This window comes from Saccharopolyspora sp. NPDC045941 (assembly GCF_056431445.1).
On the sequence record NZ_JBWKKU010000027.1, the window covers coordinates 92,224 to 115,635 of the forward strand.

The 23,412-nt window shown below is 67.6% G+C and carries 17 protein-coding genes, 1 pseudogene and 3 CRISPR repeat arrays; of the genes and pseudogenes, 12 read left to right on the forward strand and 6 right to left on the reverse strand.

What is annotated here, in order from left to right:
• Positions 1-341 precede the first annotated feature (341 nt).
• The 5 genes from AC07FN_RS22545 to AC07FN_RS22565 all read right to left on the reverse strand — a co-directional run bounded on the left by AC07FN_RS22545 (position 342) and on the right by AC07FN_RS22565 (position 6,886).
• Entirely contained in the window at positions 342-1,337 is a 996-nt protein-coding gene (locus AC07FN_RS22545) for a hypothetical protein (RefSeq protein ID WP_478397380.1), read from the reverse strand.
• A gap of 175 nt (positions 1,338-1,512) precedes the next feature.
• A complete protein-coding gene (locus AC07FN_RS22550) occupies positions 1,513-3,084 on the reverse strand; it encodes an ATP-binding protein (protein WP_478397381.1) in 1,572 nt (523 codons plus the stop codon).
• Positions 3,085-3,365: 281 nt separating this feature from the next.
• Positions 3,366-4,055, reverse strand: coding sequence for a hypothetical protein (locus AC07FN_RS22555; protein ID WP_478397382.1), 690 nt, complete (start codon positions 4,053-4,055; stop codon positions 3,366-3,368).
• Positions 4,056-4,465: 410 nt separating this feature from the next.
• Positions 4,466-6,118, reverse strand: coding sequence for a hypothetical protein (locus AC07FN_RS22560; protein ID WP_478397383.1), 1,653 nt, complete (start codon positions 6,116-6,118; stop codon positions 4,466-4,468).
• 546 nt (positions 6,119-6,664) lie between these two features.
• Positions 6,665-6,886 carry a hypothetical protein gene (locus AC07FN_RS22565; RefSeq protein ID WP_478397384.1) on the reverse strand — a complete coding sequence of 74 codons (222 nt, stop codon included), beginning with the start codon at positions 6,884-6,886 and terminating at the stop codon, positions 6,665-6,667.
• Positions 6,887-7,331: 445 nt separating this feature from the next.
• Between AC07FN_RS22565 and AC07FN_RS22570 the strand changes: the two genes are divergently transcribed.
• The 11 genes from AC07FN_RS22570 (at position 7,332) to AC07FN_RS22620 (ending at position 22,183) form a co-directional block, all read left to right on the forward strand.
• On the forward strand, positions 7,332-7,733 hold the full coding sequence (locus AC07FN_RS22570) for a hypothetical protein (protein WP_478397385.1): 402 nt from the start codon (positions 7,332-7,334) through the stop codon (positions 7,731-7,733).
• 203 nt (positions 7,734-7,936) lie between these two features.
• A CRISPR array of direct repeats spans positions 7,937-9,002; the repeat unit is 28 nt; unit sequence GAACCATCCCCGCGTGCGCGGGGCCGAC.
• Between the two features lie 97 nt (positions 9,003-9,099).
• Positions 9,100-10,529: a CRISPR direct-repeat array (repeat unit 28 nt; unit sequence GAACCATCCCCGCGTGCGCGGGGCCGAC).
• A gap of 398 nt (positions 10,530-10,927) precedes the next feature.
• Complete coding sequence (locus tag AC07FN_RS22575; RefSeq protein ID WP_478397386.1) at positions 10,928-11,185, forward strand: hypothetical protein; 258 nt, start codon at positions 10,928-10,930, stop codon at positions 11,183-11,185.
• 146 nt (positions 11,186-11,331) lie between these two features.
• Positions 11,332-14,226 carry a CRISPR-associated helicase Cas3' gene (cas3, locus tag AC07FN_RS22580; RefSeq protein WP_478397387.1) on the forward strand — a complete coding sequence of 965 codons (2,895 nt, stop codon included), beginning with the start codon at positions 11,332-11,334 and terminating at the stop codon, positions 14,224-14,226.
• Between the two features lie 69 nt (positions 14,227-14,295).
• Complete coding sequence (gene casA / locus AC07FN_RS22585; RefSeq protein ID WP_478397388.1) at positions 14,296-15,972, forward strand: type I-E CRISPR-associated protein Cse1/CasA; 1,677 nt, start codon at positions 14,296-14,298, stop codon at positions 15,970-15,972.
• Between the two features lie 41 nt (positions 15,973-16,013).
• A complete protein-coding gene (gene casB, locus AC07FN_RS22590; RefSeq protein ID WP_478397389.1) occupies positions 16,014-16,628 on the forward strand; it encodes a type I-E CRISPR-associated protein Cse2/CasB in 615 nt (204 codons plus the stop codon).
• A gap of 85 nt (positions 16,629-16,713) precedes the next feature.
• Positions 16,714-17,877: a type I-E CRISPR-associated protein Cas7/Cse4/CasC gene (gene cas7e / locus AC07FN_RS22595; RefSeq protein WP_478397390.1), complete on the forward strand. Its 1,164-nt coding sequence runs from the start codon at positions 16,714-16,716 to the stop codon at positions 17,875-17,877.
• On the forward strand, positions 17,877-18,689 hold the full coding sequence (gene cas5e / locus AC07FN_RS22600; RefSeq protein ID WP_478397391.1) for a type I-E CRISPR-associated protein Cas5/CasD: 813 nt from the start codon (positions 17,877-17,879) through the stop codon (positions 18,687-18,689). The genes cas7e and cas5e overlap by 1 nt, the downstream gene beginning before the upstream one ends.
• Positions 18,690-18,691: 2 nt before the next feature.
• Entirely contained in the window at positions 18,692-19,477 is a 786-nt protein-coding gene (cas6e, locus tag AC07FN_RS22605) for a type I-E CRISPR-associated protein Cas6/Cse3/CasE (protein ID WP_478397392.1), read from the forward strand.
• A 2-nt stretch (positions 19,478-19,479) separates the two neighbouring features.
• On the forward strand, positions 19,480-20,511 hold the full coding sequence (cas1e, locus tag AC07FN_RS22610) for a type I-E CRISPR-associated endonuclease Cas1e (protein WP_478397393.1): 1,032 nt from the start codon (positions 19,480-19,482) through the stop codon (positions 20,509-20,511).
• Positions 20,508-20,786, forward strand: a complete 279-nt coding sequence (gene cas2e / locus AC07FN_RS22615; protein ID WP_478397394.1) for a type I-E CRISPR-associated endoribonuclease Cas2e — start codon at positions 20,508-20,510, stop codon at positions 20,784-20,786. The genes cas1e and cas2e overlap by 4 nt, the downstream gene beginning before the upstream one ends.
• Before the next feature lie 18 nt (positions 20,787-20,804).
• A CRISPR array of direct repeats spans positions 20,805-21,381; the repeat unit is 29 nt; unit sequence GTCGGCCCCGCGCACGCGGGGATGGTTCC.
• 628 nt (positions 21,382-22,009) lie between these two features.
• Complete coding sequence (locus AC07FN_RS22620) at positions 22,010-22,183, forward strand: hypothetical protein (protein ID WP_478397395.1); 174 nt, start codon at positions 22,010-22,012, stop codon at positions 22,181-22,183.
• Between the two features lie 231 nt (positions 22,184-22,414).
• Here AC07FN_RS22620 and AC07FN_RS22625 read toward each other — a convergent pair whose 3' ends face one another.
• Positions 22,415-22,774 (reverse strand): hypothetical protein, encoded by a 360-nt coding sequence (locus tag AC07FN_RS22625; protein WP_478397396.1) that lies wholly within the window; start codon positions 22,772-22,774, stop codon positions 22,415-22,417.
• A 187-nt stretch (positions 22,775-22,961) separates the two neighbouring features.
• Here AC07FN_RS22625 and AC07FN_RS22630 point away from each other — a divergent pair.
• Positions 22,962-23,412 (forward strand): annotated as a pseudogene (locus AC07FN_RS22630) (hypothetical protein); the annotation flags it as partial.

Genomic DNA, 23,412 nt, shown 5'->3' on the forward strand with positions numbered 1-23,412 from the left:
TTTGTGGAGGGGGATGGGCGTGGGGGGTGTGGTTTTTTCTTTCTGTGGGTGGTGGGGGGTTTTTTGCGTTGGGAGGTTGGAGGGGTTCCTCCCCTCCCCCCCCCCCCCCCCCCCCCGCGCCGATGAGTGCGGTGTGCTACGAGAGCAGCGACGAGCTGGTGATTCTGTGCTGCCTTGCTCAGCTGCTGCTCACGGAACAATGGGGGCCTCGTGAACCTCGACGAGGGCAATCACGAATGGTCCGTACCAGCGCAGGATTGCGACAGGCATCGAGATCGGGCTCCTGGCGTCGCCGAGTCCCCATGCCCGAGGTCGAGGCGGCAGCTTGGGGCAAGCCCATCTCAGCGGTCCTGAGTGAACAGGACCAGAGCGTTGGGTGTTCCGGTGTCGTCATGGGAGATCACCGTCACGGGGAGGTCAGCAGGCAGGTTGTCGTTGCGGAGACGCACAACTGGGCCGTTCACTCCGGCATGGACGGACAACGTCAAGCCAACTGCGTCCAGGTAGTAGGTCAACGACGACTCGTGAGAGTTGTCGAGGACCTCGTCGAGTACGCGCAGGGTGGCCATGCGCAGGTTCAGCTGCGTCGGTTCGGGACCACGGACTGGCATCTCGAGGAGGAGGAAGCCCGCGTGGTCCACGGCGCCGCAGGTGGGTGCCGGCTCAGCCTCGCCGCAGTAGTGGAGGGACACGACGTCGGCGTCGGTCAGGTTTGCGGCTGGAGCGGGGAACTCCTGGTGTCGGTGCGATTCCCGCGAGTTGGCCCGGATTTCCGTTGCCAGGGACTGCAGAGCGCCTTCGTAGGTGGCGTATGGCTCGGTGCTGTACTGGCCGTCACTCCACCGGTGCAAGATCCACACGCTGAGCCCCGCGTGGTTTGCGGGCTCGCTGAGTGAGGTGGTCATGAGGTGGTCGACTTCGCTGGGGGACGGGAGTGTGATTCGGTAGAGGTTCTCCAGCGAGAGCGACGGTTGCCGTGACCACCCGGGCAGGCGCATTGCGGCGTCGGGAAGGGCTCTGTCGTCGGCTGCGGCGAGAAGTGCGTCGGTGATCGATTCCACGGTATAGAGCCAGTTGCGTTGAGGACTCGGCTCGCCACGGCGCCACAACACGGTCGCGTCGGCTGCGTAGATCGCGTGCAGCCATGCTTCGGGGAAGATGGTTCTGTCAGCGACGGTCGGTTGAGCGAGCGTCAGTGCGGCTGCGTTGGGCAGAGCGTCGTACACCAGTCCGGCAGCACGAGCCATGTGGACCTGGTAGTGCGCGGTTTCAGCGGCGGCCAGCATCGCTATGGCCTGGTCCAGACGCAGATTCAAGAGATCTGGTGATTGAGTCATGGTGCAGCAATTCCTTTCCGCAGCAGCGGGTTTCTGTGATCAGTGGCCACCGGTTGGAGTGGCCGCGGGCGCGAGGGCATCGCGGAATGGCGGATGGAGCCAGCGCTGTTGGCGAGCCTGCGGGGCTCCTGAGACCTTGCGGAGGGAGGGATGAAGCAGGACGGAGGCCCGGGTATCACTGCGACTTCGGTGTGTCCCGGGATGTCCGTGCCGCCATCAAGGTGGATGCGCCATGTAGTTCCAGGGCCGCCTCCACGTGGCCGCGGTCGGGGCGGTCGACGCCGTCGAGGTCAGCGGCGGTCCATGCGAGCCGGACGACGGTGTCTGCTCCTCGAAGGGTGAGAGCGCCGACCCAGAACGCGTGATCGATCGGACCGGTGGTTTCGGGCGGAAGCTGGTGGGCGTGCAGCACGTCGCTTGGCACGGCGGCATTGGTGAGCTCGATGGCAGCGCCGAGATCGCGTGTAGTAGTTGCACGACTCCAGCGGGTGGCCGCGCGGGATCTCGCGGCCGCGATTCGGGACCGGGTTTGCGCAAGGACCTGGCTGATCTGTTCCGCTTCCGTGCGGTGGGAAGGGAGGCTGGACACAGCCGGCGACGTGGTCGGCCTGAACTGGATGTCGATCACTTCCAAGAGAGCCAGCGACATCTGCGGCCGCTGGCTGAGGGAAGTGCCGGTGCGGATGGCGAACAGCTGGAGCCGCGCGGGGTAGCGCACTGCATCGCCGTGCCAGCCCAAGGAGACCTGCCGGTTCAGCAGCACGTAGCGCAGCCCCTCGACCAGGGAGGAGCCAAACTCCTCGATGCTGCGAGCCACCAGCAGCCCGTGATGAGCCCGACTGACCGCACCAGGAGCGACGCCGCCGACGAGCGTCGCCGGAGAGAAACTGGCGTGCACGAATTCCAGTGGCGGGGTGCTGACCAGGACCGCATCAGCGCTACGCAGTCCGGTCAGCGATCGGATAGCGGCGACATCGCGCTGCTGGGCCAGGTCGAGATCTGGCAGCAGTTGATGCATCCAACAGGCGGTGAGCAGACTTCCCCCGCCGTCAACGGCGTCGAACAGCACGTGATGCCCGCCTGCAGCAGCGACTTCGACCATGCGTAGCACCGGCTCAGCCAGAAGCCTCGCCGGCGGCCTCAGGTCTTCGGCGACGGCGACGTAGTTGACGCCCGGTCGCCGGAGGACGTCATCATCGCCGCGCAGCCATTCAGCGACCTCGGCCAGAGAGTGCGCGCCGAGCACGTCAACACCGTCGACGAGGGCAGCCTCTGCCAGGGCAGTGGCTGGTGCGATCACCCGCTGGATGCCGTGGTCACGGGCGGCTTGGACGGCTGGCAGGAGTCCGCGGGTATTGCGGAGGGAACCGTCCAGCCCGACCTCACCGATCACCGCAGTGGAAGCCAGCCGCCGCGGGTCGACGCCGTTGGTGACAGCGAGGACTGCGACGGCGATCGCTGCGGCAGGAGGCAGGAGAGACCCGGGCGGGTCGAGGCGGACTTCGACCCGGTGGTGCAGGTTCGGCTGGCCGGAGTTGGTCAAGGCTGCGCGCACCCGGTCGCGCACCGGATGGTCGTCGCGATCACCTCCACCGGCCAACGTGATCGCAAATGGCTCGTCGGTGACCGCGGCGGTGAGGGTGATCAGGTGGCTGGTCAGGCCAGTCAGGGCAACCGTGCGGACGCGGATGCACGGGCCCGGGGCGGGGGAAGGCTCCACATCATCCGAGGCAGCGGATTTGGTCATGGCGATAGGCCTTTCGTCTTCACGGACAGGAGGAGCAGAAGAGCGGTTGCCGGGGCAACAGGCGTGGTGACCGGGCAGGGGTAGCGCGCGCGAACGCGGAGAATCAGGCCGCGGCGGGGCATGAAAAGGCGGCGGGGTTCGGCTCGTGTCTTTCTGGCCGGGTTCATCGCAGCGGTCCCGGCCGCGGCCGGATCGACGTCACGCAGGGCGACTGCTCTGGTCAGGGACATACGCCACCGGCGGCGAGGTGGCGGGATCAACGGTGCTGCTGGGCCTGGCGCTCACAGGTCGATGGCGAGCTGGCCGGCCGCGTAGACGCAGTCGACTTTCTCTCCGTGGTGGTAACCGTGGCATTCGATGTTGCCCAGGCGGCGGTCGGTGATGGCGAGTTCGCGGCGGGCGTCCTGCTCACGGTCGTCGATGACCGACTTCTCCAAGGCCTCCTGATGAATGCTGGCCTCGGTGACTTCGTCGAGCTCAGGGAAGCCGGCGACCTGCCACATGCGCGTGTAGAGGCCGTCGCCTGCGGAGGTGAGTGGGGACAGCAGGCTGGTCTCACTCATGGCGCAGCAGACCTCGGCCGCGGTACCTGGCCGGGTGTCCTCGCCGGCCGCGACTCGGTCGAGCAGCTCACGGCAATGCGAGCGGTAGACGAGTTCGTTCTTCATGCTCTCCAGGCCGGGGTTGGGCGTGAGCAACACGCTGCTGTGCCAGATCCGGTCGGCGTGCTGCGGGTGTCGTGCACGGGCGTTCTCGATCTCCTCATCTGCCCACCCGATGCGTTCGAAGACCTCCTCTGTGAGCGAGAAGACCCCCACCGCGTCGTCACCGAGCAGATCACCGACGGCACAGAGCAGGCGATCGGAGTAAGCGATCGCGCTGGCGCGCAGGGGCGGCGTCGTGTCCGCCTCGTTGGTGGTGTGCGTGTCGAGGTCGGAGGTGGAGTGAGGGATGGGGTCGGTCGTGGTCACTGCGGAGGCACCTTTCAGGTTGGGAGGATTGGTCTCCCCACCTCCCGGTCCGGACGATGCCGTTTGCCCGGGCGGTGGGGCGCACTCGTCTTGCGCTGGCCGCGGGGGAAGGGGGCAAGCCCTGCTTTTCGGGCTTGCCCCGGCCCGCGGCCAGCGCAGAGTGCGGACGCCCCACCGCCAAGCGACGGCACACGTAGACGTCTCTGCGCTGTTCAGGCTTCATCGAAGGCAACGCAGGTATCACTGCTGGTCACCAGTGGTGGAGACCTCGTCGTCGCACCGCTGGATAGTGAGCGGTGCAGCGGCGTACCCGGTCGGTCCAGCCCGCGGCGTCCAGGTAGGACGCTCGCGCGGTCGTTCGCCCACACGGCGAACATCTAGAGGAGGGACCGGCCTGCAGGGGAGCGCCGCTAGGCCGCAGAGTCGGTCAGCTCCGCGGCTGCGTCGACATTGCTGCTGTCGTCGACCGGGGCAGACAAGGTCGGTGCGTCACCGCCGTCGCTGTTGACCTCGGATGCCGGGGCCTGGCCGGCGTCGGCATACTCCGCTGCCAGCTCCACGTCGAGACCCTCGTCCTCGTTCGTTGGAGCCTCGGCGATGTCGATGTCGCCGGAGGCAGCGGCCTCCTGGAGGTGAGACCACCGCTGGAAGTCCTCGGTCGGGTCGAGGACGAGCCGCTCCACGTCGGAAAGCGAGTAGTTGCAGCTGTCTCGGAGGAAACGGAAGTATGTCTTCTGACCTTCGCCATTTCCACGCCATGTCTGCACGCTGGTCCGGTCTTCGAAGGCCGCCAGCACCATCGCCAGCTGGAACATCAGCGCGCCGTTCGCACTGGCCTTCCGTGCCTTGGACAGCATCGGGTGCTTCTTACCGTCGGCAGGCTTGGGAAGACCCAGCAGCTCGCACGCGTAGGCGTGCTTCTGTTTCAGTGCCCGGCCCACCTCGTAGCTGCCCTCGATCATGGCGGTGGTGATGAACTGCTGCGTCCGCTTCGGCGGAGTGCTCCGCTGAACGATCTCAGCGAGCTTTGCCCGGCGCACCTCCTCAGCTGCACGCCAGGCGGTATTGTTCTTTTCCGCTCGGTTGAGCTCAGCCTTCTCGAAGTCGGACTTCGGCTGCTTCGGAGAGGATCCGCTTGCGCTGTGGATCTCGGCGTGACCGTGCCTCTTCCAGTCCTGGCAGATGTAGGTCGCGCGGGGCTCCCGCGATGACCACACTGTCTCCACCCATGCTGCATGACCGGGGCAGTCGCCATGCGCCTCCGGGGAGTCACCGAGTTCGAGAGGGTTGCGCTTACTGAGTTTCAGACGCCACAGCGGCGCCTGAACTCCGTCGTAGGTCTTCGCCACGACCTTGATGCCCTGCTCGGTCAGCTCGCGGGTGAGCTCGTCGAGTGCTTCCTTCTCTGCGCGCTTCAAGCGCAGACGGGCGACCTCGTGGTCGAACTGCTCGGGCTCGTCGTCCAATGTGTCCTGGATCCTTGCCAGGGCTTCCTCGTCGTCTTCGAACTCGGTGATCGCGCCGAGCTGCAGCAAGTCAAGTTGCGGGTGTTCGGTCATGAGGCTCTTGGCCGTTGTGCTGCGCTGAGCTGCGAGGCCGGCTTTGACCTGGTCGCTTTCGAGGCTCAGTTGCTGGGCGATCTCTTCTTCGCTGAACCCGAATAGCGTGAACTGCTCCATGATTCGCGCCTTGTCCGCAGAGCCGTAACCCTTGCGGAGCTCGTTCATGATGAACTGATCGCGCAGTCGCTGCCATTCCTCCTCGTTCTGCGAGGTGGTGACGATGACCGGAATCTCGAGGTTCGCGTCGTCGTCGTTTTCTGGCTCTTCACAGACGACCAGGGAAGCGAGGATGCGGGAGAAACCGTCCTTGGCGGCGAAATACCTACCGTCGGTTTCGTTGGCAATCGGGGGGACGAGCACGCCGCACTGGCGGATGCTCTCGATCAGGTCTGGGCGCTCCGTCTTGATATCGCCGATGGTGCGCGCGTTGTCCTTCAACACGATCGACTTAGGGCTGACGACCTCGATACGAGCGTTTTTCCATACAGATGTGGATCGCATGATCAGTCCTTGGCTGTGGATCTGAGTGAATACCAGGGATTTGGCCTGCCAGCCCGGAACATCAGGAGTGCGTGACCGTCATGATTCCGGGCGGGCCGCACCTGAAAGCCTTGCTGCTGTTGGGATGTCCAGCGCCTTTTGCTGGACATCCCAACAGCAGCAAGGCACGGTGCGGCGGCTCCGCCCGGAGCACGACGGCCTGTTGATACGCGGACAGAAGCAAGTCGACGGGCCTGGGGCCGCAGACCCAGGCGGCGTTCCAGCGGCAGCTGCTGATGCCCGGATGAGGTCAGGCAGACAACTTGTCAACTCCGTCGGCGGCTGTTGTATTTCTCGCGGCTGCGCGTCCGTAGCCCTCCGTGACAAGCGGAGCAGGATGACCGTCATGCGACGCCACCCGGGCCTCCTCCCCGCTCGTCGGCGCTGCCGTCGTCCCGGAGTGCGGCGGGGTCGCAGGACTAGGGCGCGAGGCCGGAGGTCAGCACATCGCCACGACCGCCCACCTGTCGATACTCGGGCGGTCGTGACGATCGAGGATCAGACAGGCTACTCGGCGACGCTCAACGGCTTGGTGAAGCGGGCACTGACCATCGCTTCCGCTCGTGCGGGGTTCTCGGCCTCAACGACGTCGGTGAACCGGGTCCACTGGCCCCAGTCTCCGGACCTGTGCCGCGTTGAAACCTCTTTCAGACCGCCCTTGAAGACAGCCGAGACGAGCACGGCTCTCGTGATCGGGTTAGTCAAACCGGCGACGGTGTACGTCGGCATCGTTCACTCCGATTCTTGTGTGGAATGTACGGACTGCCTCCCCCGGGATGCCGGTCCAGCCAAGAAAGCCAGCCGTCGCGGGTCCGGGCGGGGCCGCATACGAAGACCTTGTTGTTGTGGGGATGTCCAGCGCGGTCTGCTGGACACCCCCACAACAACAAGGCACGGTGCGGCGGCCTGGCCGGATCGCGATGGTCCGTGGCGGGAGACGCACGCCCCGCTGTGGCCTGAGTGAGCTCGTCTAGACGATCACCACTGTGCCCGGCTGCACAGGCCCGTCGGCGATCAACCGATGCCCAGGAGTGGGGCTTCAGGCGACAGCCCCCAGCGAGTTTGGTGACGCACTGCGGCGGAAGAACCCAAGGCGGACCTGGCTGGCTTCTCCCAATCGGATCGGGAGAATGTGTAGGCAGAGGAATGGAACAAGGTGGGGAGACTGACTTCGATGGGCGACGACATGGACCGCGCGATCAACGCGCTGCGGACTGGAGGGACGCTGCCGGCCGAGGCATCCAGCCTGCTGGCGGACCTCATGGAGTTGCAAATCACGGTTGTGGTCGGGCCAAACCCGCCTAGGGGGTGGCTGAGCGCGGACATGGTGGGGTTGGATGCGGCGCGCTGCGTCCTCGCCGAGCGGGGGCATGCTGTCCCCGACCAGAAGCAAGCGATCTCCATGCTTCGCGAAGGCACCGTATTCCCAGCGGAGTCGTCGCCGATGCTTGCTGCGTTGCTTGAGAAGTACAAGTCCATGGAGTGGAGGGCGGACATCTCGGACGGCTGGCTGGCGGTCGGCGCCGCGGCTCAGGCTGTGGCGGGGGCTGTCGTGCAGGGCATGGTGTCCCGCTAACCGGCGGGACATGTCGTCCTCGGGCTGATGTCGAGGCGACTTGGGTTTGGGGGCGATGATGGCTTCAGTTGCGATCGAAAGATTGATCTCGGATGAATCGACTGTCAGGCGGGACAGACCGGACACGTCCGTGACCACGTCCTCACATAGGCCGCCGTCGTCGGCTGTTCTGCCAGCGCGACGAGACCGTGGCGCGGCGACAGGAACCATCCCCGCGTGCGCGGGGCCGACGCGATCAGCACCCCGAACGGTCAGCAGGGCTGGGAACCATCCCCGCGTGCGCGGGGCCGACGCGATCAGCACCCCGAACGGTCAGCAGGGCTGGGAACCATCCCCGCGTGCGCGGGGCCGACTGACCAGCAGTGATATGCGTGCGACTGGTGCGAGAACCATCCCCGCGTGCGCGGGGCCGACAACGCGGCGGCGCCCCACTTCGCCCGCAGCGTGGAACCATCCCCGCGTGCGCGGGGCCGACGTGCCGGTGTCACCGTCATCCAACAGGCCGGGGGAACCATCCCCGCGTGCGCGAGGCCGACTGCAAGTCGGCGAGCGCCTGAGCCTGATCGTGGGAACCATCCCCGCGTGCGCGGGGCCGACCTGGTCAACATGTATTTCCCCCGCGAGAAGAGAGAACCATCCCCGCGTGCGCGGGGCCGACCACGCCGGTGACTGTCCACAAGGTCCACCCGGGGAACCATCCCCGCGTGCGCGGGGCCGACTGACCAGGGGCTGAGTGATGCAGGTACGGACGGGAACCATCCCCGCGTGCGCGGGGCCGACCCCGCCACCCGCAGCGCCCCAGGTGGACGAGCCGAACCATCCCGGCGTGCGCGGGGCCGACCGCCTGGAAGCTCCGGAAGGTGGGTGCCTGATGGAACCATCCCCGCGTGCGCGGGGCCGACAATCACGCTGTCTCGGGCAGTACCTCCTTGCGAGAACCATCCCCGCGTGCGCGGGGCCGACCCGCGCCGAGCAGTACGGCACACCCGCGCAGATGAACCATCCCCGCGTGCGCGGGGCCGACCCTGCGGAGATCGCTGACCAGCAGTCTTTGAGCGAACCATCCCCGCGTGCGCGGGGCCGACCTCAAGGGCACCGAGGCCCCAGAGATAACGAAGGAACCATCCCCGCGTGCGCGGGGCCGACAAGGCCTGATCCGGCGGGAATTCCGGAATGCTGGAACCATCCCCGCGTGCGCGGGGCCGACAGCCAGGATCGGGTGGAGGCTCTGGGTGAATCGGAACCATCCCCGCGTGCGCGGGGCCGACAACTGGGCGACGAAGATGACGTAGTCCTGTTCGGAACCATCCCCGCGTGCGTGCGCGGGGCCGACGGTTCTATGGCCTGTTCGAACTCGAGGTCCCCAGAACCATCCCCGCGTGCGCGGGGCCGACGCTTGACCGCCAATGATTTCGACAACGGTCAGAGAACCATCCCCGCGTGCGCGGGGCCGACCAGGACGTGACCGTCGAACACCGACGCCAGACGGAACCATCCCCGCGTGCGCGGGGCCGACCATTCGCCATTCGCCGCTGGTCGCCACTCCATAGAACCATCCCCGCGTGCGCGGGGCCGACCGAGCGCTGGAACGACGGGCTGGCCAAGTCCGGGAACCATCCCCGCGTGCGCGGGGCCGACGAGTTCGGCATCGCCTGCTACAGCGGCGGCGGGGAACCATCCCCGCGTGCGCGGGGCCGACTCACAGCGCGGCGATCACCTGCACAGCATCCTGGAACCATCCCCGCGTGCGCGGGGCCGACAGGCCGACTGGGCCTCTTCGAACGCAAGGCTGCGAACCATCCCCGCGTGCGCGGGGCCGACCCGTCGACGTCGACAGCCATCTCCCGACGCAGCGAACCATCCCCGCGTGCGCGGGGCCGACATCACCGCACCGCAGCTGAACGTGCCGCACGAGGAACCATCCCCGCGTGCGCGGGGCCGACGGGATCGTGCTCGCTGGTGTCGTCGCGTTCGTCGAACCATCCCCGCGTGCGCGGGGCCGACTGGTAGGCGGTGACCGCCTGGCGCAGCTCCGGCGAACCATCCCCGCGTGCGCGGGGCCGACGGCATGCCCGAGCCAGCTAGCCGTCAACCCGAAGAACCATCCCCGCGTGCGCGGGGCCGACGTTCGCTTCGAGCTCGTCGTACACCGCGCCGGAGAACCATCCCCGCGTGCGCGGGGCCGACCCAGCAAACCGTCATACACAACCCGCTCAACGGGAACCATCCCCGCGTGCGCGGGGCCGACCAAAAAGGAAACGGGAAACCCCTGCCAAATCTGGAACCATCCCCGCGTGCGCGGGGCCGACACGAGGTGTCCGCACTCAGCGCCGTTGCCGCGGAACCATCCCCGCGTGCGCGGGGCCGACCCTGAGAGCGGATGAGGTCGTCTGCCGGGTGAGGAACCATCCCCGCGTGCGCGGGGCCGACAGGCCGGTGTCCTTGTCGGTGGCCTGGCGGCCGGAACCATCCCCGCGTGCGCGGGGCCGACCAGGTCGCGCTGCCTGCTAGAAGCCCCGAATAGGAACCATCCCCGCGTGCGCGGGGCCGACTCGAGAGTGACGTTGCTGCCGTCTTCCGGGAGCGAACCATCCCCGCGTGCGCGGGGCCGACCCTGCAGAAATGGCGCTCCAGCAGTCCTTGAGCGAACCATCCCCGCGTGCGCGGGGCCGACACGACGTGGAAGCTGAACGAATTCCCGCACACGGAACCATCCCCGCGTGCGCGGGGCCGACTCAAGACCGAGACTGAAACCCCGCACTGGGGTAGAACCATCCCCGCGTGCGCGGGGCCGACACTTCTTGACCAGCGTGTTTTGCTATCGATAGCGGCTTGTTGGTTTGGTCCGCTTGGTAGCTGCTGATGTGGTTGAAGGAGCCCGCAGGGGCTTGTCCTGCGGGCTGTTGTTCCCCGCATTGCGGGGCCTAACTGTCTTCATGGCGTCGAGGCAATACATGACTCTGGACCATCCCCGCTTTCTCTCAGATACGCGTCTAGGAGCTAGCAGGGCCGTGCCCTGCATTCAAACATGGCGGCTCGTCAGCGTCGGCTAGGCCGACTCTTCTGGCAAGCCCAACCGCATAGCAGCAGTACAAGACTCATTAGACAGTTACACAAGACTCGTTGGCGAAGCCTGATCACGAGGATACCCTCACTCAGGGTAATCGGTCGATCATCCACAGTGAGAAATACGGATGGCGAAGCGGCATGGGGCGGACGTTCGCGCTCGTACGGTGCAGGCGGTTCGTGCCTCGGAGCGACAGGCGGCGGAGCGGGCGGCCGGGGAGCTGGGGGTCGACCGGAAAACGGTGGCGAGCTGGGTGCGGCAGGAGCGTGTGTCAGAGCAGGGCGAGGAGTTGGAGCGTTTGAGGCGGGAGAACGCGGAACTCGCATCGGCGTACGCGGCTCTTCGGTCGGTGGTGCTGGAGACGATGCGGTCGCCCCGACGCTGACCTGGGTTCGTGACTGAACTCGGGCTCGCATCGGTTGGCGTTGCCTCGTGGGTTTACTGGGGGCTTCTCGCCTGGGGGCGGGGTTGTCGGTGGGCTCGGCTACGGTGCGTGCCTTGTTGGTGACTGGTCGCTGTTGAGGGGGTTGGGTGCAGGGCATCGACGCGGATGTTCTCCGGTGGTTGGGGGTGTTGTGGGGGAAGTCGCCGGAGAAGGCCGGTGGCCGGATGAACCTGCTGGTGTCGCATTTGCTGGATGCGGCGGCGGTGGGCGAGTTGCTGTGGGAGCACTTCCTGGCGCCGTCGACGAGGGCGTGGTTGGACGAGGTGGCCGGCAGCCCGGGGCGGGGGCGCGTGCTGTTGGCGTGGTTGTGCGGGGTGCATGACTGCGGTAAGGCGACGCCGGCGCATCAGCGGTTGTGGCCGGAGGGCGCGCGTGCTGTCCGGGAGGCCGGTTTGTCGTGGCATGAGCCGACGGCGGCGAAGCACCGGTGGCGGCATGACCGGGCGGGCGGGTTTCTCCTGCGGTCGGTGCTGGCTGATGCGGGATGGAGCCCGGAGCAGGTGGAGTGGGTGTGGCCGCTGGTGGCGGGGCATCATGGGCTATTCCCGGCGGAGGGGCAGTTGCCCGAGCCGCGGCGCGCTCAAGGGCAGTCGCGAGGCGAGGGCAATTGGCTGCGTGTGCAGCGGGAGTTGGTTCGCTGGTTCACCCAGGCGCTGGGGTTCACTGGTGTGGGGGCGGTGCAGCCGGTGTCGGGGCCGTCGCGGGCGGCGCAGCTGCATGTGAGTGGTCTGGTGGTGATGGCGGACTGGATCGCCAGCGACGAGCACCACTTCGTCGGCGTGGATGACTTCGATGAGGTCAGCATGGAGGCGGCCCGGAAGCGGGCTGGGCGTGCGTGGGCGGAGCTGGGGCTGCGCGGCGGCTGGGGATCGCTGACCGCCCCGCCGAGTGGGGTGTTCGAGGCCCGTTTCGGGCACGCGCCACGGGATTCCCAGTTGGCGGTGTTTGAGGCGGCGCGCGCGATGCATGCGCCGGGTCTGCTGGTCGTTGAGGCGCCGATGGGGGAGGGCAAGACGAAAGCCGCGCTGGTGGCGGCGGAGGAGTTGGCGGCCCGGTTCGGTGCGGACGGGGTGTTCGTGGGGATGCCGACGCAGGCCACCAGCGACCCGATGTTCAGTCAGGTGCGGTCCTGGGCGGGCGCCATCGATGCCGGGCTGGCGGGCCAGGTGGCGTTGTTGCATGGCAAGCGGATGTTCAACAAGGAATGGACGGCGCTACTGGCCGCCGATGCGGAGCTGGATTCTAGGTTCGCTGGTGTCGACGAGTACGGAATGTCCTGTGAGGACGATGAGTACGGTCTGACGGCGGTATCGCGGGCTCCGGCGGACGCGGTCGTGGAGCGGCAGGCGCCGGCGCAGTGGTTTCTGGGGCCGAAGCGGGGTTTGTTGTGTCCATTCGTGGTGGGCACGATCGACCAGTTGTTGTTCGCCGCGACCCGCACCAAGCATGTGATGCTGCGGATGGCGGGCCTGGCAGGCAAAGTCGTGATCCTCGACGAGGTCCACGCCGCCGACGTCTACATGTCGCAGTTCCTGCGTGAAGGGCTGCGGTGGCTGGGACAGGCCGGGGTGCCGGTGGTGTTGTTGTCGGCGACGTTGCCACCGGCGCAGCGCCGGGAGCTGACCGATGCCTACCTGCTGGGGGCGGCGTCGAAGGAGGAAGCGCACTTTCCCGCCCCGCCGGAGTCGGCGGGCTATCCGCGGGTTACCGCGGCGTGGCTGGACGAGGACCGCGCCACACCGCGTTTCGCGGTACGGGAAGTGGCGGCGTGGCGGTCGGATGTGCCGGTAGAGGTGGAGGTCTTGCCCGAGCCGATGCCCGGTGCGGGCTCGACCACCGAGCAGCGGCGGGCGGCGCAGGATGCGGGTGATCGTGCGGTCGCCGACCTGCTGGAACAGCGACTGGCCGAGGGCGGGTGCGCGCTGGTCATCCGCAATACGGTGTCCCGTGCGCAATCGCTGTTCGAGCGGCTACAGGGCCGTTTCGGTGCGGACGTGCGGCTGTTGCACGCGCGGCTGACCGTGCAGGCCCGCGCGGATCGTACCGAGACCTGCCTCCAGTTATTGGGGCCGCCATCGAAACCCGGGGATGATCCGAGGCCGCCTCGTCCGGGCCGGTTGATTCTGGTGGCCACCCAGCTGGCAGAGCAGTCCTTCGACGTGGACGTTGATCTGCTGGTCACCGATCTGGCGCCGATCGACCTGCTGCTGCAGCGGATCGGCCGCCTGCATCGCCATGCCGGAACCGTTCGTCCGTCCTCAGTGGAGCAGCCGAGGGTGGTGGTGACCGGGTTCGACGACACCGGTGACCGGCCGCCGCGGTTGTTGTATGCCAGCGAGAAGATTTACGGCCGCTATCTGCTGCTGCGGAGTGCGACGGAAGTCAAGCACGCCCACGGGACCGGGTGGAGCATCCCCGGGGAGGTGCCGGGACTGGTGGACCGGGTGTATTCCGGGCAGCCCCTCGTGCCGGAGGGCTGGGTGGAGACCGAGACTGCGGCGCGCACGGACTGGGAGAAGGAACAGTCGGCTCGTGCGGCGGTGGCGACACCGTTTCTGCTGACCCGCCTCGGGGAACACGAAGCCCCGACGTTGGAGGGGCTGCATTCCGATGGCGCGTCCGGCGGGGGCAGCGAGCCGTTGATGGAAGCCGTGGTCCGTGATGGCGAGCGGGGCGTGGAGGTGATCCTCGTGGTCGCCGACGGCGACGGGCACCGCACGCTGGCCGGACGGGCGCTGGGACCCAACGGCGAGGTGCCGGACGGGGTGGTCGACGAGGTGCTAGGTGCCACCGTTCGCCTGCCGACGAAGTTGTCGCAGGCCGCGGTGCAGGAATGCCGGGTATTGCCGGGCTGGCAGGGGCATCCGTGGCTGCGCTACAGCCTCGCGCTCGAACTGGACGGGCATCACCGGGCGACGCTAGGGGAGACGGTGGTGCGTTACGACACCGACCTCGGCCTGGTGGAAGAAACTAAGCACTAGCACAGGAAAGGTCCGGTCGACTCCGGCCGGCTGTCGCGAAAGGGAAGGAGTGGGTGTTGGTGGCTGGGGGTGTTCGTGTCGTTCAACCTCATTGACCAGCCGTGGCTGGTCGTACGCCCGGTGGGTGGTGGCGCGGCGGTGGAGGTGCCGCTGCGGCAGGCGATCTGCGAGGCGCACCTGTTCGAAGACCTTGTAGTGGATCTGCCGACGCAGAAACCCGCGCTGCTGCGGCAGGTGCTCCTGCCGGTCGTGGTGCGCGCGCTGGGCCGCCCGGAGAACACCCGCGCGTGGATGCAGTGGTTCCAGGCCGGGGAATTCACGCCACAGCAACACGATGACCTCCACCGCTACCTCGACGCGCAGCGGGAACGGTTCGACCTGTTCCACCCGCATGATCCGTTCGGGCAGGTGGCGGGCCTGCGGACCGTGAAGGACGAGACGAAGGGGTCCGCGGTGCTGGTGGCCACGGCCGCCACCGGTAACAACGTGCCGTTGTTCGCCTCCCGCAGCGACGCTGATCCGCTGGAGCTGACCCCGGCGCAGGCGGCCCGGTGGTTGCTGCACGCGCACTGCTGGGACACCGCGGCGATCAAAACGGGTGTGGTGGGCGATCCGAATGTCAAAGCGGGGAAAACCACCGGCAACCCCACGGGCCCGCTGGGGCAGTGCGGTGTCATCGTCCCGATGGGGCGCACGCTGTTCGACACGCTGCTGCTCAACGTGCCCTCGGGCCCGGCGCTGCGCTCCGATGACCTGCCGCAGTGGGAACGCCGCACCCCCGACACCCGCAGCGAGTTGTCGGTGGCGGGCCCGGCGTGGCACACCCGCGAAGCCACAGGCCTGCTGGATGTGTGGACGTGGCAGTCGCGCCGGGTCCGGCTCATCCCGGAGAGCACCGCTGATGGGCCGCGGGTGACCCGGGTGGTTTTGGCCGCCGGCGACCGCCTCAGCACGACTCCGGATGTCGAGCCGCACACCGCCTGGAACATCACCCCCGCAGGCAAAACCAGCGGAAAGAACGGAACCAGCGTGCCGCGGAGGCCGCGGCGCCACCCGCAAGGGAAAGCGGCGTGGCGTGGTCTGGAGGCGTTGCTGGCCACCGACCGCCAGGACCGGGCGGCCACCGCAACAGCAGCGGGTTTCGCCACTAGCAGGTTGATCAACGAACTGCGGGCCCGTCGTGAGCTGATCGCGCCGGACTATCCCGTGCAGCTGGAGCTGCTGGGCATGGTGTACGGCACGCAGTCGGCGGTGTTCGAGGACGTCTACTTCGACTCCATCCCGCTGCCGTTGACCGCACTGGACACCGACTCACGGGTACCAGGCGCGCTGCTGGAGATGACCTCACAAGCAGAAGATCTCGCACAGGCGGTCAACAATCTCTCCGCCGACCTGCGGCGCGCGGCCGGTGCCGAGCCGATCCCGTGGGACAAAGGCCACCGGCCGGGCGAACTCGTCCTGCACGCCCTGGACCCGGTGGTGCGGCGGGTGCTGGTGGGGCTCCGGTCGGTGGGGGAGGACTTCGATCTGCTCGAACGCGGACTCACGGCGTGGGAGCAGAAGGCCAAGCACATCACCCTCCGCGCTGGTGAACGCGTGATCGCCACCGCCGCCCCCAGCGCCTTCACTGGCCGCACCATCAAACAAGGCGAGAAGGAGCACACCTACCGGCAGGCCACCGCCGAAAGCAACTTCCGCGCCCGGATCGGGCAGATCCTCACCCGCGTCCGCAGCAACGCCGCCTAGCTCCCCGCACCCGACCTAGATCAGGCGAGGACCACCCTGAGATGACCAACACCACCACGAGCCCCTACTGGAGCCAGCGGGTGAACCCCGATGGCACATGGCGGCTCGACCCTCGCACGAAACTGCCACTGCAGCCACCCGGTGAAGACCTGGCCGCGATGCGCGCAGGCCTGGGCCGCCCCGCCGGATCGGTGCCTGCGCTGTGGCCCTTCTACACCTGCCCGGTCGACGAACAGGCCGCGCTGCGCGGCGACGTCTCGGTCGAGCAGGCCGCCGAGCACGCCGCCTTGGCCCTGTTCGGCCTGCACCAGCAGGCCCAGTCCACTCCGATGCACCGCCCCAAGATCAGCCTGGGCCAAGCCCTGAAAGTCCTGCGGGGCAAGGATGAGAAGGTCAGCCCGGCGGCGCTGGATGCTCGGGTCGCCGCGGCGGCGACCGCCACCAGCGTGTCAGCGCTGCTGTACCGGCTGCGGGGGCTGATCGAGCAGCTGCGCACGATCCGCCAGCCAGTGGACTACGACCAGTTGATGAACGACATCCGCGACTGGCACTACTCCGACGCCCGGCTGCGTGTCCGCAGCCGCTGGGGCCTGGGCTACTACGCGTGGAAACCAGAGACACCAGGCGGCGAGGGATCCGGGTCCTCACAGGACTGAAGCTCAGCCTTCTTCTTTCCCGCCATACGAATCGAACGGCTGCGGCAGTTGCACCGCAGCCGAACCAGAGTTACGGAGACCACTGATGACTCAGCGCCGCTACATCGACGTGCACATCCTGCAGACCGTGCCCCCGGCAAATCTGAACCGTGACGACCAAGGGAATCCGAAGGAAGCGTATTTCGGTGGGGTCCGGCGTTCCCGCGTGTCGTCACAGGCGTGGAAACGCGCGACCCGCCTGGCGTTCGCCGAGCAGGGCATCGACGAACTGGACCTGGGCACCCGCACGAAGAAGATCGCCGCCGAGCTGACGAATCTGCTGCTGGCCCGCACTGCGCTCGAAGAGGAAGCGGCGGCACGTCTGGCCGGAGCGCTGCTCGGGACACTGGAAATCAAGGCGGGGAAGAAGGCCGGTGACACCGCCTACCTGCTGTTCTACGGGCACCGTCAGCTGGAGGAGGTCGCCAAGCTGGTGGCGGATCGGGCCGAGGAGCTGGCAACGCTCGATGACACCGAGCTGGCCGCAGCGGTCAAGGACCTACCGGTCAAGGACGCCTTCGGCGCCGGGCACCCGGTGGACGTGGCGTTGTTCGGGCGCATGGTCGCCGACATCGCGACCCTCAAGGTCGACGCCGCCACCCAGGTCGCCCACGCGGTGTCCACGCACGCCACGGAGTTGGAGTTCGACTACTACACCGCCGTCGACGACCAGAACCCCGAAGGGGAAACCGGGGCAGGCATGATCGGCACCATCGGGTTCAACTCCGCCACGCTCTACCGCTTCGCCACCATCGGCCTGCACCAGCTGCAGGACAACCTCGGCGGCGACCACGACACCGCGCTGCAGGCCGTGGAGTTGTTCGTGTCCTCCTTCGCCCGCTCGATGCCGTCGGGCTACACCAACTCCTTCGCCCACCGCACCCTCCCACACCTGGTGGCGGTCGTGGTCCGCGACGACCAGCCGGTCAACCTCGTCTCCGCTTTCGAAAACCCCGTCACCACCGGCAACGGCACCCGCGCGGCCGGCGGGATCGCCACGACCTCTGCACGCAAGCTCGCCCGGGAACAGACCACCGCGATCTCCACCTGGGGCGACGCCCCAGCCTTCACCGGCCTGTGCTGCACCCTCGACACCGACGACGAGACCACCACCTCCGCGCTCACCGACGCCTTCGGCCAACCGAGGTCCTTCCCCCAGCTCGTCGCCGACCTCCGCGCACACCTGGCAGAGCACGGGGAGAACAACTGATGCCCGGCCCTGACGATGCGGTGCTGCTGCTGCGCCTGGCCGGGCCGCTGCAGTCCTGGGGCGACCGCAGTTCCTTCAACCGCCGCGATACCCGCCCCGAGCCCACCAAATCCGGAGTCATCGGGCTGTTGGCTGCCGCCAGCGGCCGCGCCCGCGAAGACCGCGTCGACGACCTCGTCGACCTGCGTCTGGGGGTGCGGGTCGACCAGCCCGGCACGCTGCTGCGCGACTACCACACCGTCAGCGACTACCGCGGGCGCGCGCTGCCACAGGCCGGAGTGTCCAGCAAAGGCGTGCAGAAGCCGACCTCACCGGCCAAACACACCCATGTCACCACCCGCTTCTACCTGCAGGACGCCCTGTTCCTCGCCGCCATCGCCGGCCCCCGCGCCCTGCTAGGCACCCTCGACGAGGCGGTACGCCACCCAGCGTTCCCCCTGGCCCTGGGGAGAAGATCCTGCGTGCCGACGCAACCGATCTCCCTCGGACTCCGCGAAGGCACCCTCCACGATGTCCTCGCCGCCGAACGCTGGCAGGTCACCGACAGAACCCGCCGCGCCTACGGCCACCGATCCAGGGCCCAGCACCAGATCGACCTCGCGGCCACGCTGGAAGACCCCGACCACGGCGAGGACCTCGTCAACGACGTCCCGCACTCCTTCGACCCACACCGGCGCGCGTTCACCAGCCGCCGGATCCGCCACACCTGGCTGACCGTCCCCACCGGACTGCCTGCCCCGGACCCCGCCACCGCTGACCGCAACGACCCAAGCGACAGCGGCCACGACCCTTTCGCCCTATTGGGCTGGTGATCATGACCTTTTTGTCTCGCATCCGCATCAACCCGCTCCGCGCCGCCAGCCGGCCTCTGCTGGCCAGCCCCCGCAAACTCCACGGCGCCGTCCTCGGCGGCATCGCCGACAACCCCACCAGCGAACGGACCCTGTGGCGCCTGGACACCGACAATCCCCGCAGGCCCCTGCTGTTCGTCCTCACCCACAGCAAACCCGACTGGACCCACCTCATCGAACAAGCAGGCTGGCCCGACGCCGACGGCGAGCACGCCGCCGTCGCCGACTACACCCCACTGCTCGCCCGCATCGCCACCGGCCGGGAATTCGCCTTCCGCCTCACCGCAAACCCCGTCCAGAACACCTCCACACCCACCAAAACCACCCCACGCCAAGCCGAACGCGCCGCCAGCGGCAACACCCGCTCGTTCCGCATCGGCCACCGCACCGCCGCCGCGCAACTCGACTGGTTCCTCGCCCGCACCACCCGCTGGGGCTTCGAGATCCCTGAATCCCACACCGACAACCCCGCACCCGGACTCACCCCCACCACCCAACCCGACCGCGACGCCGGAACAGCGAGGGAAGTCCGGATTACTGCCCGAAACCGGCACTCCTTCACCAAAAACCGCAGCAAACCACCCGTCGTCCTGCACACAGCCACCTTCGAAGGACACCTCCGCGTCACCGACCCCCACCTCCTCACCCAGCACCTCCTCACCGGCATCGGCCCCGCCAAGGCCTACGGCTGCGGACTCCTCACCCTCGCACCACTACCCGGCCACCACCCACAAGACGGAAACCCGTAGCCATGGCCGACATCTGGTGGAAAGCAGACCCTCACGACCTGCACCGCCTCGTCGACCGGGTCTCCAGCGTCTACGTCGAACGAAGCCACCTCGATCGCGACGAGAACGCGGTCGTGGTCATCAACAAACGCGAAACCGTCCGCGTCCCGGCAGCGATGATCGCCGTCATGCTGCTCGGCCCCGGCACCCGCGTCACCCACGGCGCCATCCGTTTACTCGCCGACTCCGGCACCGCGGTCTGCTGGGTCGGTGAACACGGCGTCCGCATGTACGCCGCCGGCATCGGACCCAGCCGCGGAACCGCACTCCTGCAGCGCCAAGCGTGGCTTGTCAGCCGCACCAAGGAACGGCTCGCAGTCGCCCGAGCCATGTACGGCATGCGGTTTCCCGGCGAAGACGTCTCCACCCTCACCATGCAGCAGCTCCGAGGCCGTGAAGGAGCCCGCATACGCCAGCTCTACCGAGACCACGCCCGCCGAACTGGCGTCACCTGGAACGGCCGCGAGTACAAGCCCGGCGACGCCTTCGCCGCCGGCGATGACCTCAACCGGCTCCTCTCGGCAGCCAACGCGGCGCTGTATGGCATCTGCCACGCCGTGATCACCGGACTCGGCGCCAGCCCCGGGCTCGGCTTCGTCCACACCGGTGCCGCCACATCGTTCGTCATGGACATCGCCGACCTCTACAAAGCCGACTACACCGTCCCGCTTGCCTTCGACCTCGCCGCCCGCGGCCTCACCGACGAACGCGACGCACGCGTCGGCCTTCGAGACCGCATCACTCAAGACCGCCTGCTACTCCGGATCGTGCGAGACATCAAAACACTCCTCGGACGCGGCGAGACCGATGACATCGAACCAGAGGTCAACGAGCTCTGGGACGACCGACTCGGCCAGGTACCAGGGGGTTTGAACTACGCTGACCCCACCGACCAACCCCAATACCCAACGACACAGCCAGAAATGGGAGAACAACACGTCACCGTCATCGGGCCCGAGTTCGACGAACCGAGCGCGGCACCGGAGCAGAGATGACCGTCATCGTCCTCATCGCCGCACCCGAAGGATTACGCGGACACCTCACCAGATGGATGGTCGAAGTCAACGCCGGAGTCTTCGTCGGCAACCCCAGCCGACGCATCCGCGACCGCCTCTGGGAACTACTCGCGACCCGTATCGGAGACGGCCAAGCCGTCCTCGTCGAACCCGCGAACAACGAACAAGGCTGGACTGTACGAACCGCGGGACACGACCGGTGGCGCCCGGTCGACTACGACGGACTCATCCTCTCCGCCCGCTCCCGTCGCTAACACCCCAGGTCAACAAGTGTCGGCCCCGCGCACGCGGGGATGGTTCCTGGACGTGACCGTGTCCATCTCCGACCGGGACGTCGGCCCCGCGCACGCGGGGATGGTTCCGGCGGTCCCGCGACGGCAGGTTCTTCGCGCGTGTCGGCCCCGCGCACGCGGGGATGGTTCCGGGATGGCTTGCAGCCGCCAGCGCTTCGCCAGGTCGGCCCCGCGCACGCGGGGATGGTTCCCGGCGAATGTGCAGGTAAGTCCGGCCGTCGCTGTCGGCCCCGCGCACGCGGGGATGGTTCCGGGCGACTCGATCCAGGACATCCCCGCTCTCGGTCGGCCCGCGCACGCGGGGATGGTTCCACGCTGCGCCAGCCGGCGGGGATCGGGCGCAGGTCGGCCCCGCGCACGCGGGGATGGTTCTCCGCCCCAGACCCCGAAGCCCTCGTTGCGGCGGTCGGCCCCGCGCACGCGGGGATGGTTCCAGCGACGGCGTCATTGTTTGGACGGGCGTAGGGTCGGCCCCGCGCACGTGGGGATGGTTCTCACCGGAACCCGAAAATCCGGGTTCCGGTGCTGTCGGCCCCGCGCACGCGGGGATGCTTCCCCGGCGGGGTGGCCGCCGGCGCCGTTGGCCGTGTCGGCCCCCGCGCACGCGGGGATGCTTCTCACACGTGGTGCTGATCGACTTGGACCCACTCGTCGGCCCCGCGCACGCGGGGATGGTTCGGGCACGGTCGGCACGAATCGCGGCCCGGCTCCGCTGCGTTGGATGTCGTGGGTGCTCGGACTACAGCTGAAGAAGGTCATACCTCACACCGGATGTAAACCGACTCCTGTTCGTACGAGAGAGACGGACGGAGCACAGGAGCGGTCTGAGGTTGCCTGTCGGAGGGTGGATCGGTGGCCGGGCAGATTTCGAGGCGGGCCTTCGTGACCTACTCGAAATCGGGAGGGGAAGATGAGTGGCAGGAGTCCTTGAACATGGTGGGGAGGTCGACTTGGCTACTGGTGATGACTTCGACCGCGCGATCCGCGCGCTGAGGACCGGGGATACGCTGCCGGCTGAGGCATCCACCCTGCTCGCTGACCTCGTGGAGTCCCAGATCACGGTCGCAGTTGGACCAACCCCGCCCATGGGGTGGTTGAGCGCTGACATGGCAGGGCTAGAAGTGGCCCGTTGCCTACTCGCCGAGCGAGGCCCCGCTGTCGCTGACCAGAAACGAGCGATCGCCATGCTCCGCGAAGGCGCTGTGTTCCCGGCGGAATCGTCGCCGGTGCTGGCGCGGCTGCTTGAGCAGTACAGGTCCATGCAATGGGGCGACGACACCTCGGACGGCTGGTTGGCGGTCGGAGCCGCAGCTCAGGCCGTCGCGCGGGCCGTGGTGCAAGGCATGATGCTGCGTTAGTCAGCATGTCGTGACTCGTGTGGCATTACGGTCATGTTGGCCTCCTCCCAGGTTCCGTCTCGGCGATGGGGGCGGACAGGTTGATGTGGTGCGCGCCGGGGCGACCGCACCAGTAGCAGACGCCATCGTCGCGCTGGCGGACGTGCGCTCGGCGTTCGCTGGCGTCCTGCGGGCGAGTCTGGTTGCGCTGGCTTGGTCGGGCATTCCAGTCGGGCGGCGGAGCGTGGCGAGCTACTGTGGATTCTCTCGGTCACCCTCACCGGCTTCGAACGCGTCCCGAGCCATGGCGGTCTTCGGTGCTGTTTGCCGGCCACGCAGCCAGACCAGCACCCAGACGATGTTGATGCCGATCAGGCCGCCGAACAGCATTGACAGCACCAGGAATTCCTGTGGGACCGCTGTGAACAGCTGCAGCAGGTAGACGGCGACGACGTCCATTGCAGCCAAGGCCAGCCAGGGCAGCGTCCGCAACGGTAACAGCGACATTCCGTGTTGGCGGCGCAGCGCGATCTCGATTGACGTGACAAGCAGTGCAACCAAGACACCGGCGGTGGTCACCGTGCTCAGGACCTGCATCACGGACCCGGTCATGCCTCTCGCACTCCTTCAATGACGCATCAGCCATGAGGACGTCGGTAACCGTACGCGACGTGTTGTCGGCATGGGCCCGTCATGCGAACCAAAGATGACGGCACCGGCCAGCCTCTGAACCTCAATCCACCGGTGGTGATGGGTAACGGTTCGGCGCTGAGAAGACGAGATGCCCTTCTGAGCTGGGATGATTGATCTTGCTGAAGGAATCATTCATCTTGATCAGGAGGGCATCTCGCGGGTGCGATCTTCTCACAGTCCTGCGCGGGTTGATGCGGTGTTCGATGAACCGAATCTGATCGCGGATGCCGGGCTGGTGCCGGTGCTGCGGTTGGCGGAACGGGCACGGCTTGGCGATCTGGTTGCTGACGCGGTGCGCATCACCGGGGCGGGCAACAGCGGTGGCGCGAACCCGGTAGCGAAAGTGCTGACGCTGGTGGCGGCGATGTGTGCCGGGGCGGACAGCATTGACGATGTTGACCGGGTACGGCATTCGGCGATGCCGGCTGTGTTCACCGGTATCCGGGCTCCGTCCACTGTGGGCACCTTTCTGAGGTCGTTCACCCACGGTCATGGCCTGCAACTGCACCGCGTGCACCGGGAGTTCCTGGGTGAGCCGGCCAGGAACGTGCCGGTTT

Bases quoted from the DNA above. Each gene is read 5' to 3' on its own strand.
- AC07FN_RS22545 (WP_478397380.1), bottom strand. From the start codon at position 1,337: ATGACTCAATCACCAGATCTCTTGAATCTGCGTCTGGACCAGGCCATA.
- AC07FN_RS22560 (WP_478397383.1), bottom strand. From the start codon at position 6,118: ATGCGATCCACATCTGTATGGAAAAACGCTCGTATCGAGGTCGTCAGC.
- cas1e (WP_478397393.1), top strand. From the start codon at position 19,480: ATGGCCGACATCTGGTGGAAAGCAGACCCTCACGACCTGCACCGCCTC.
- cas6e (WP_478397392.1), top strand. From the start codon at position 18,692: ATGACCTTTTTGTCTCGCATCCGCATCAACCCGCTCCGCGCCGCCAGC.
- AC07FN_RS22565 (WP_478397384.1), bottom strand. From the start codon at position 6,886: ATGCCGACGTACACCGTCGCCGGTTTGACTAACCCGATCACGAGAGCC.
- AC07FN_RS22550 (WP_478397381.1), bottom strand. From the start codon at position 3,084: ATGACCAAATCCGCTGCCTCGGATGATGTGGAGCCTTCCCCCGCCCCG.
- casB (WP_478397389.1), top strand. From the start codon at position 16,014: ATGACCAACACCACCACGAGCCCCTACTGGAGCCAGCGGGTGAACCCC.
- cas5e (WP_478397391.1), top strand. From the start codon at position 17,877: ATGCCCGGCCCTGACGATGCGGTGCTGCTGCTGCGCCTGGCCGGGCCG.
- AC07FN_RS22570 (WP_478397385.1), top strand. From the start codon at position 7,332: ATGGGCGACGACATGGACCGCGCGATCAACGCGCTGCGGACTGGAGGG.
- AC07FN_RS22620 (WP_478397395.1), top strand. From the start codon at position 22,010: ATGCTCCGCGAAGGCGCTGTGTTCCCGGCGGAATCGTCGCCGGTGCTG.
- AC07FN_RS22575 (WP_478397386.1), top strand. From the start codon at position 10,928: ATGGCGAAGCGGCATGGGGCGGACGTTCGCGCTCGTACGGTGCAGGCG.
- cas7e (WP_478397390.1), top strand. From the start codon at position 16,714: ATGACTCAGCGCCGCTACATCGACGTGCACATCCTGCAGACCGTGCCC.
- AC07FN_RS22625 (WP_478397396.1), bottom strand. From the start codon at position 22,774: ATGACCGGGTCCGTGATGCAGGTCCTGAGCACGGTGACCACCGCCGGT.
- cas2e (WP_478397394.1), top strand. From the start codon at position 20,508: ATGACCGTCATCGTCCTCATCGCCGCACCCGAAGGATTACGCGGACAC.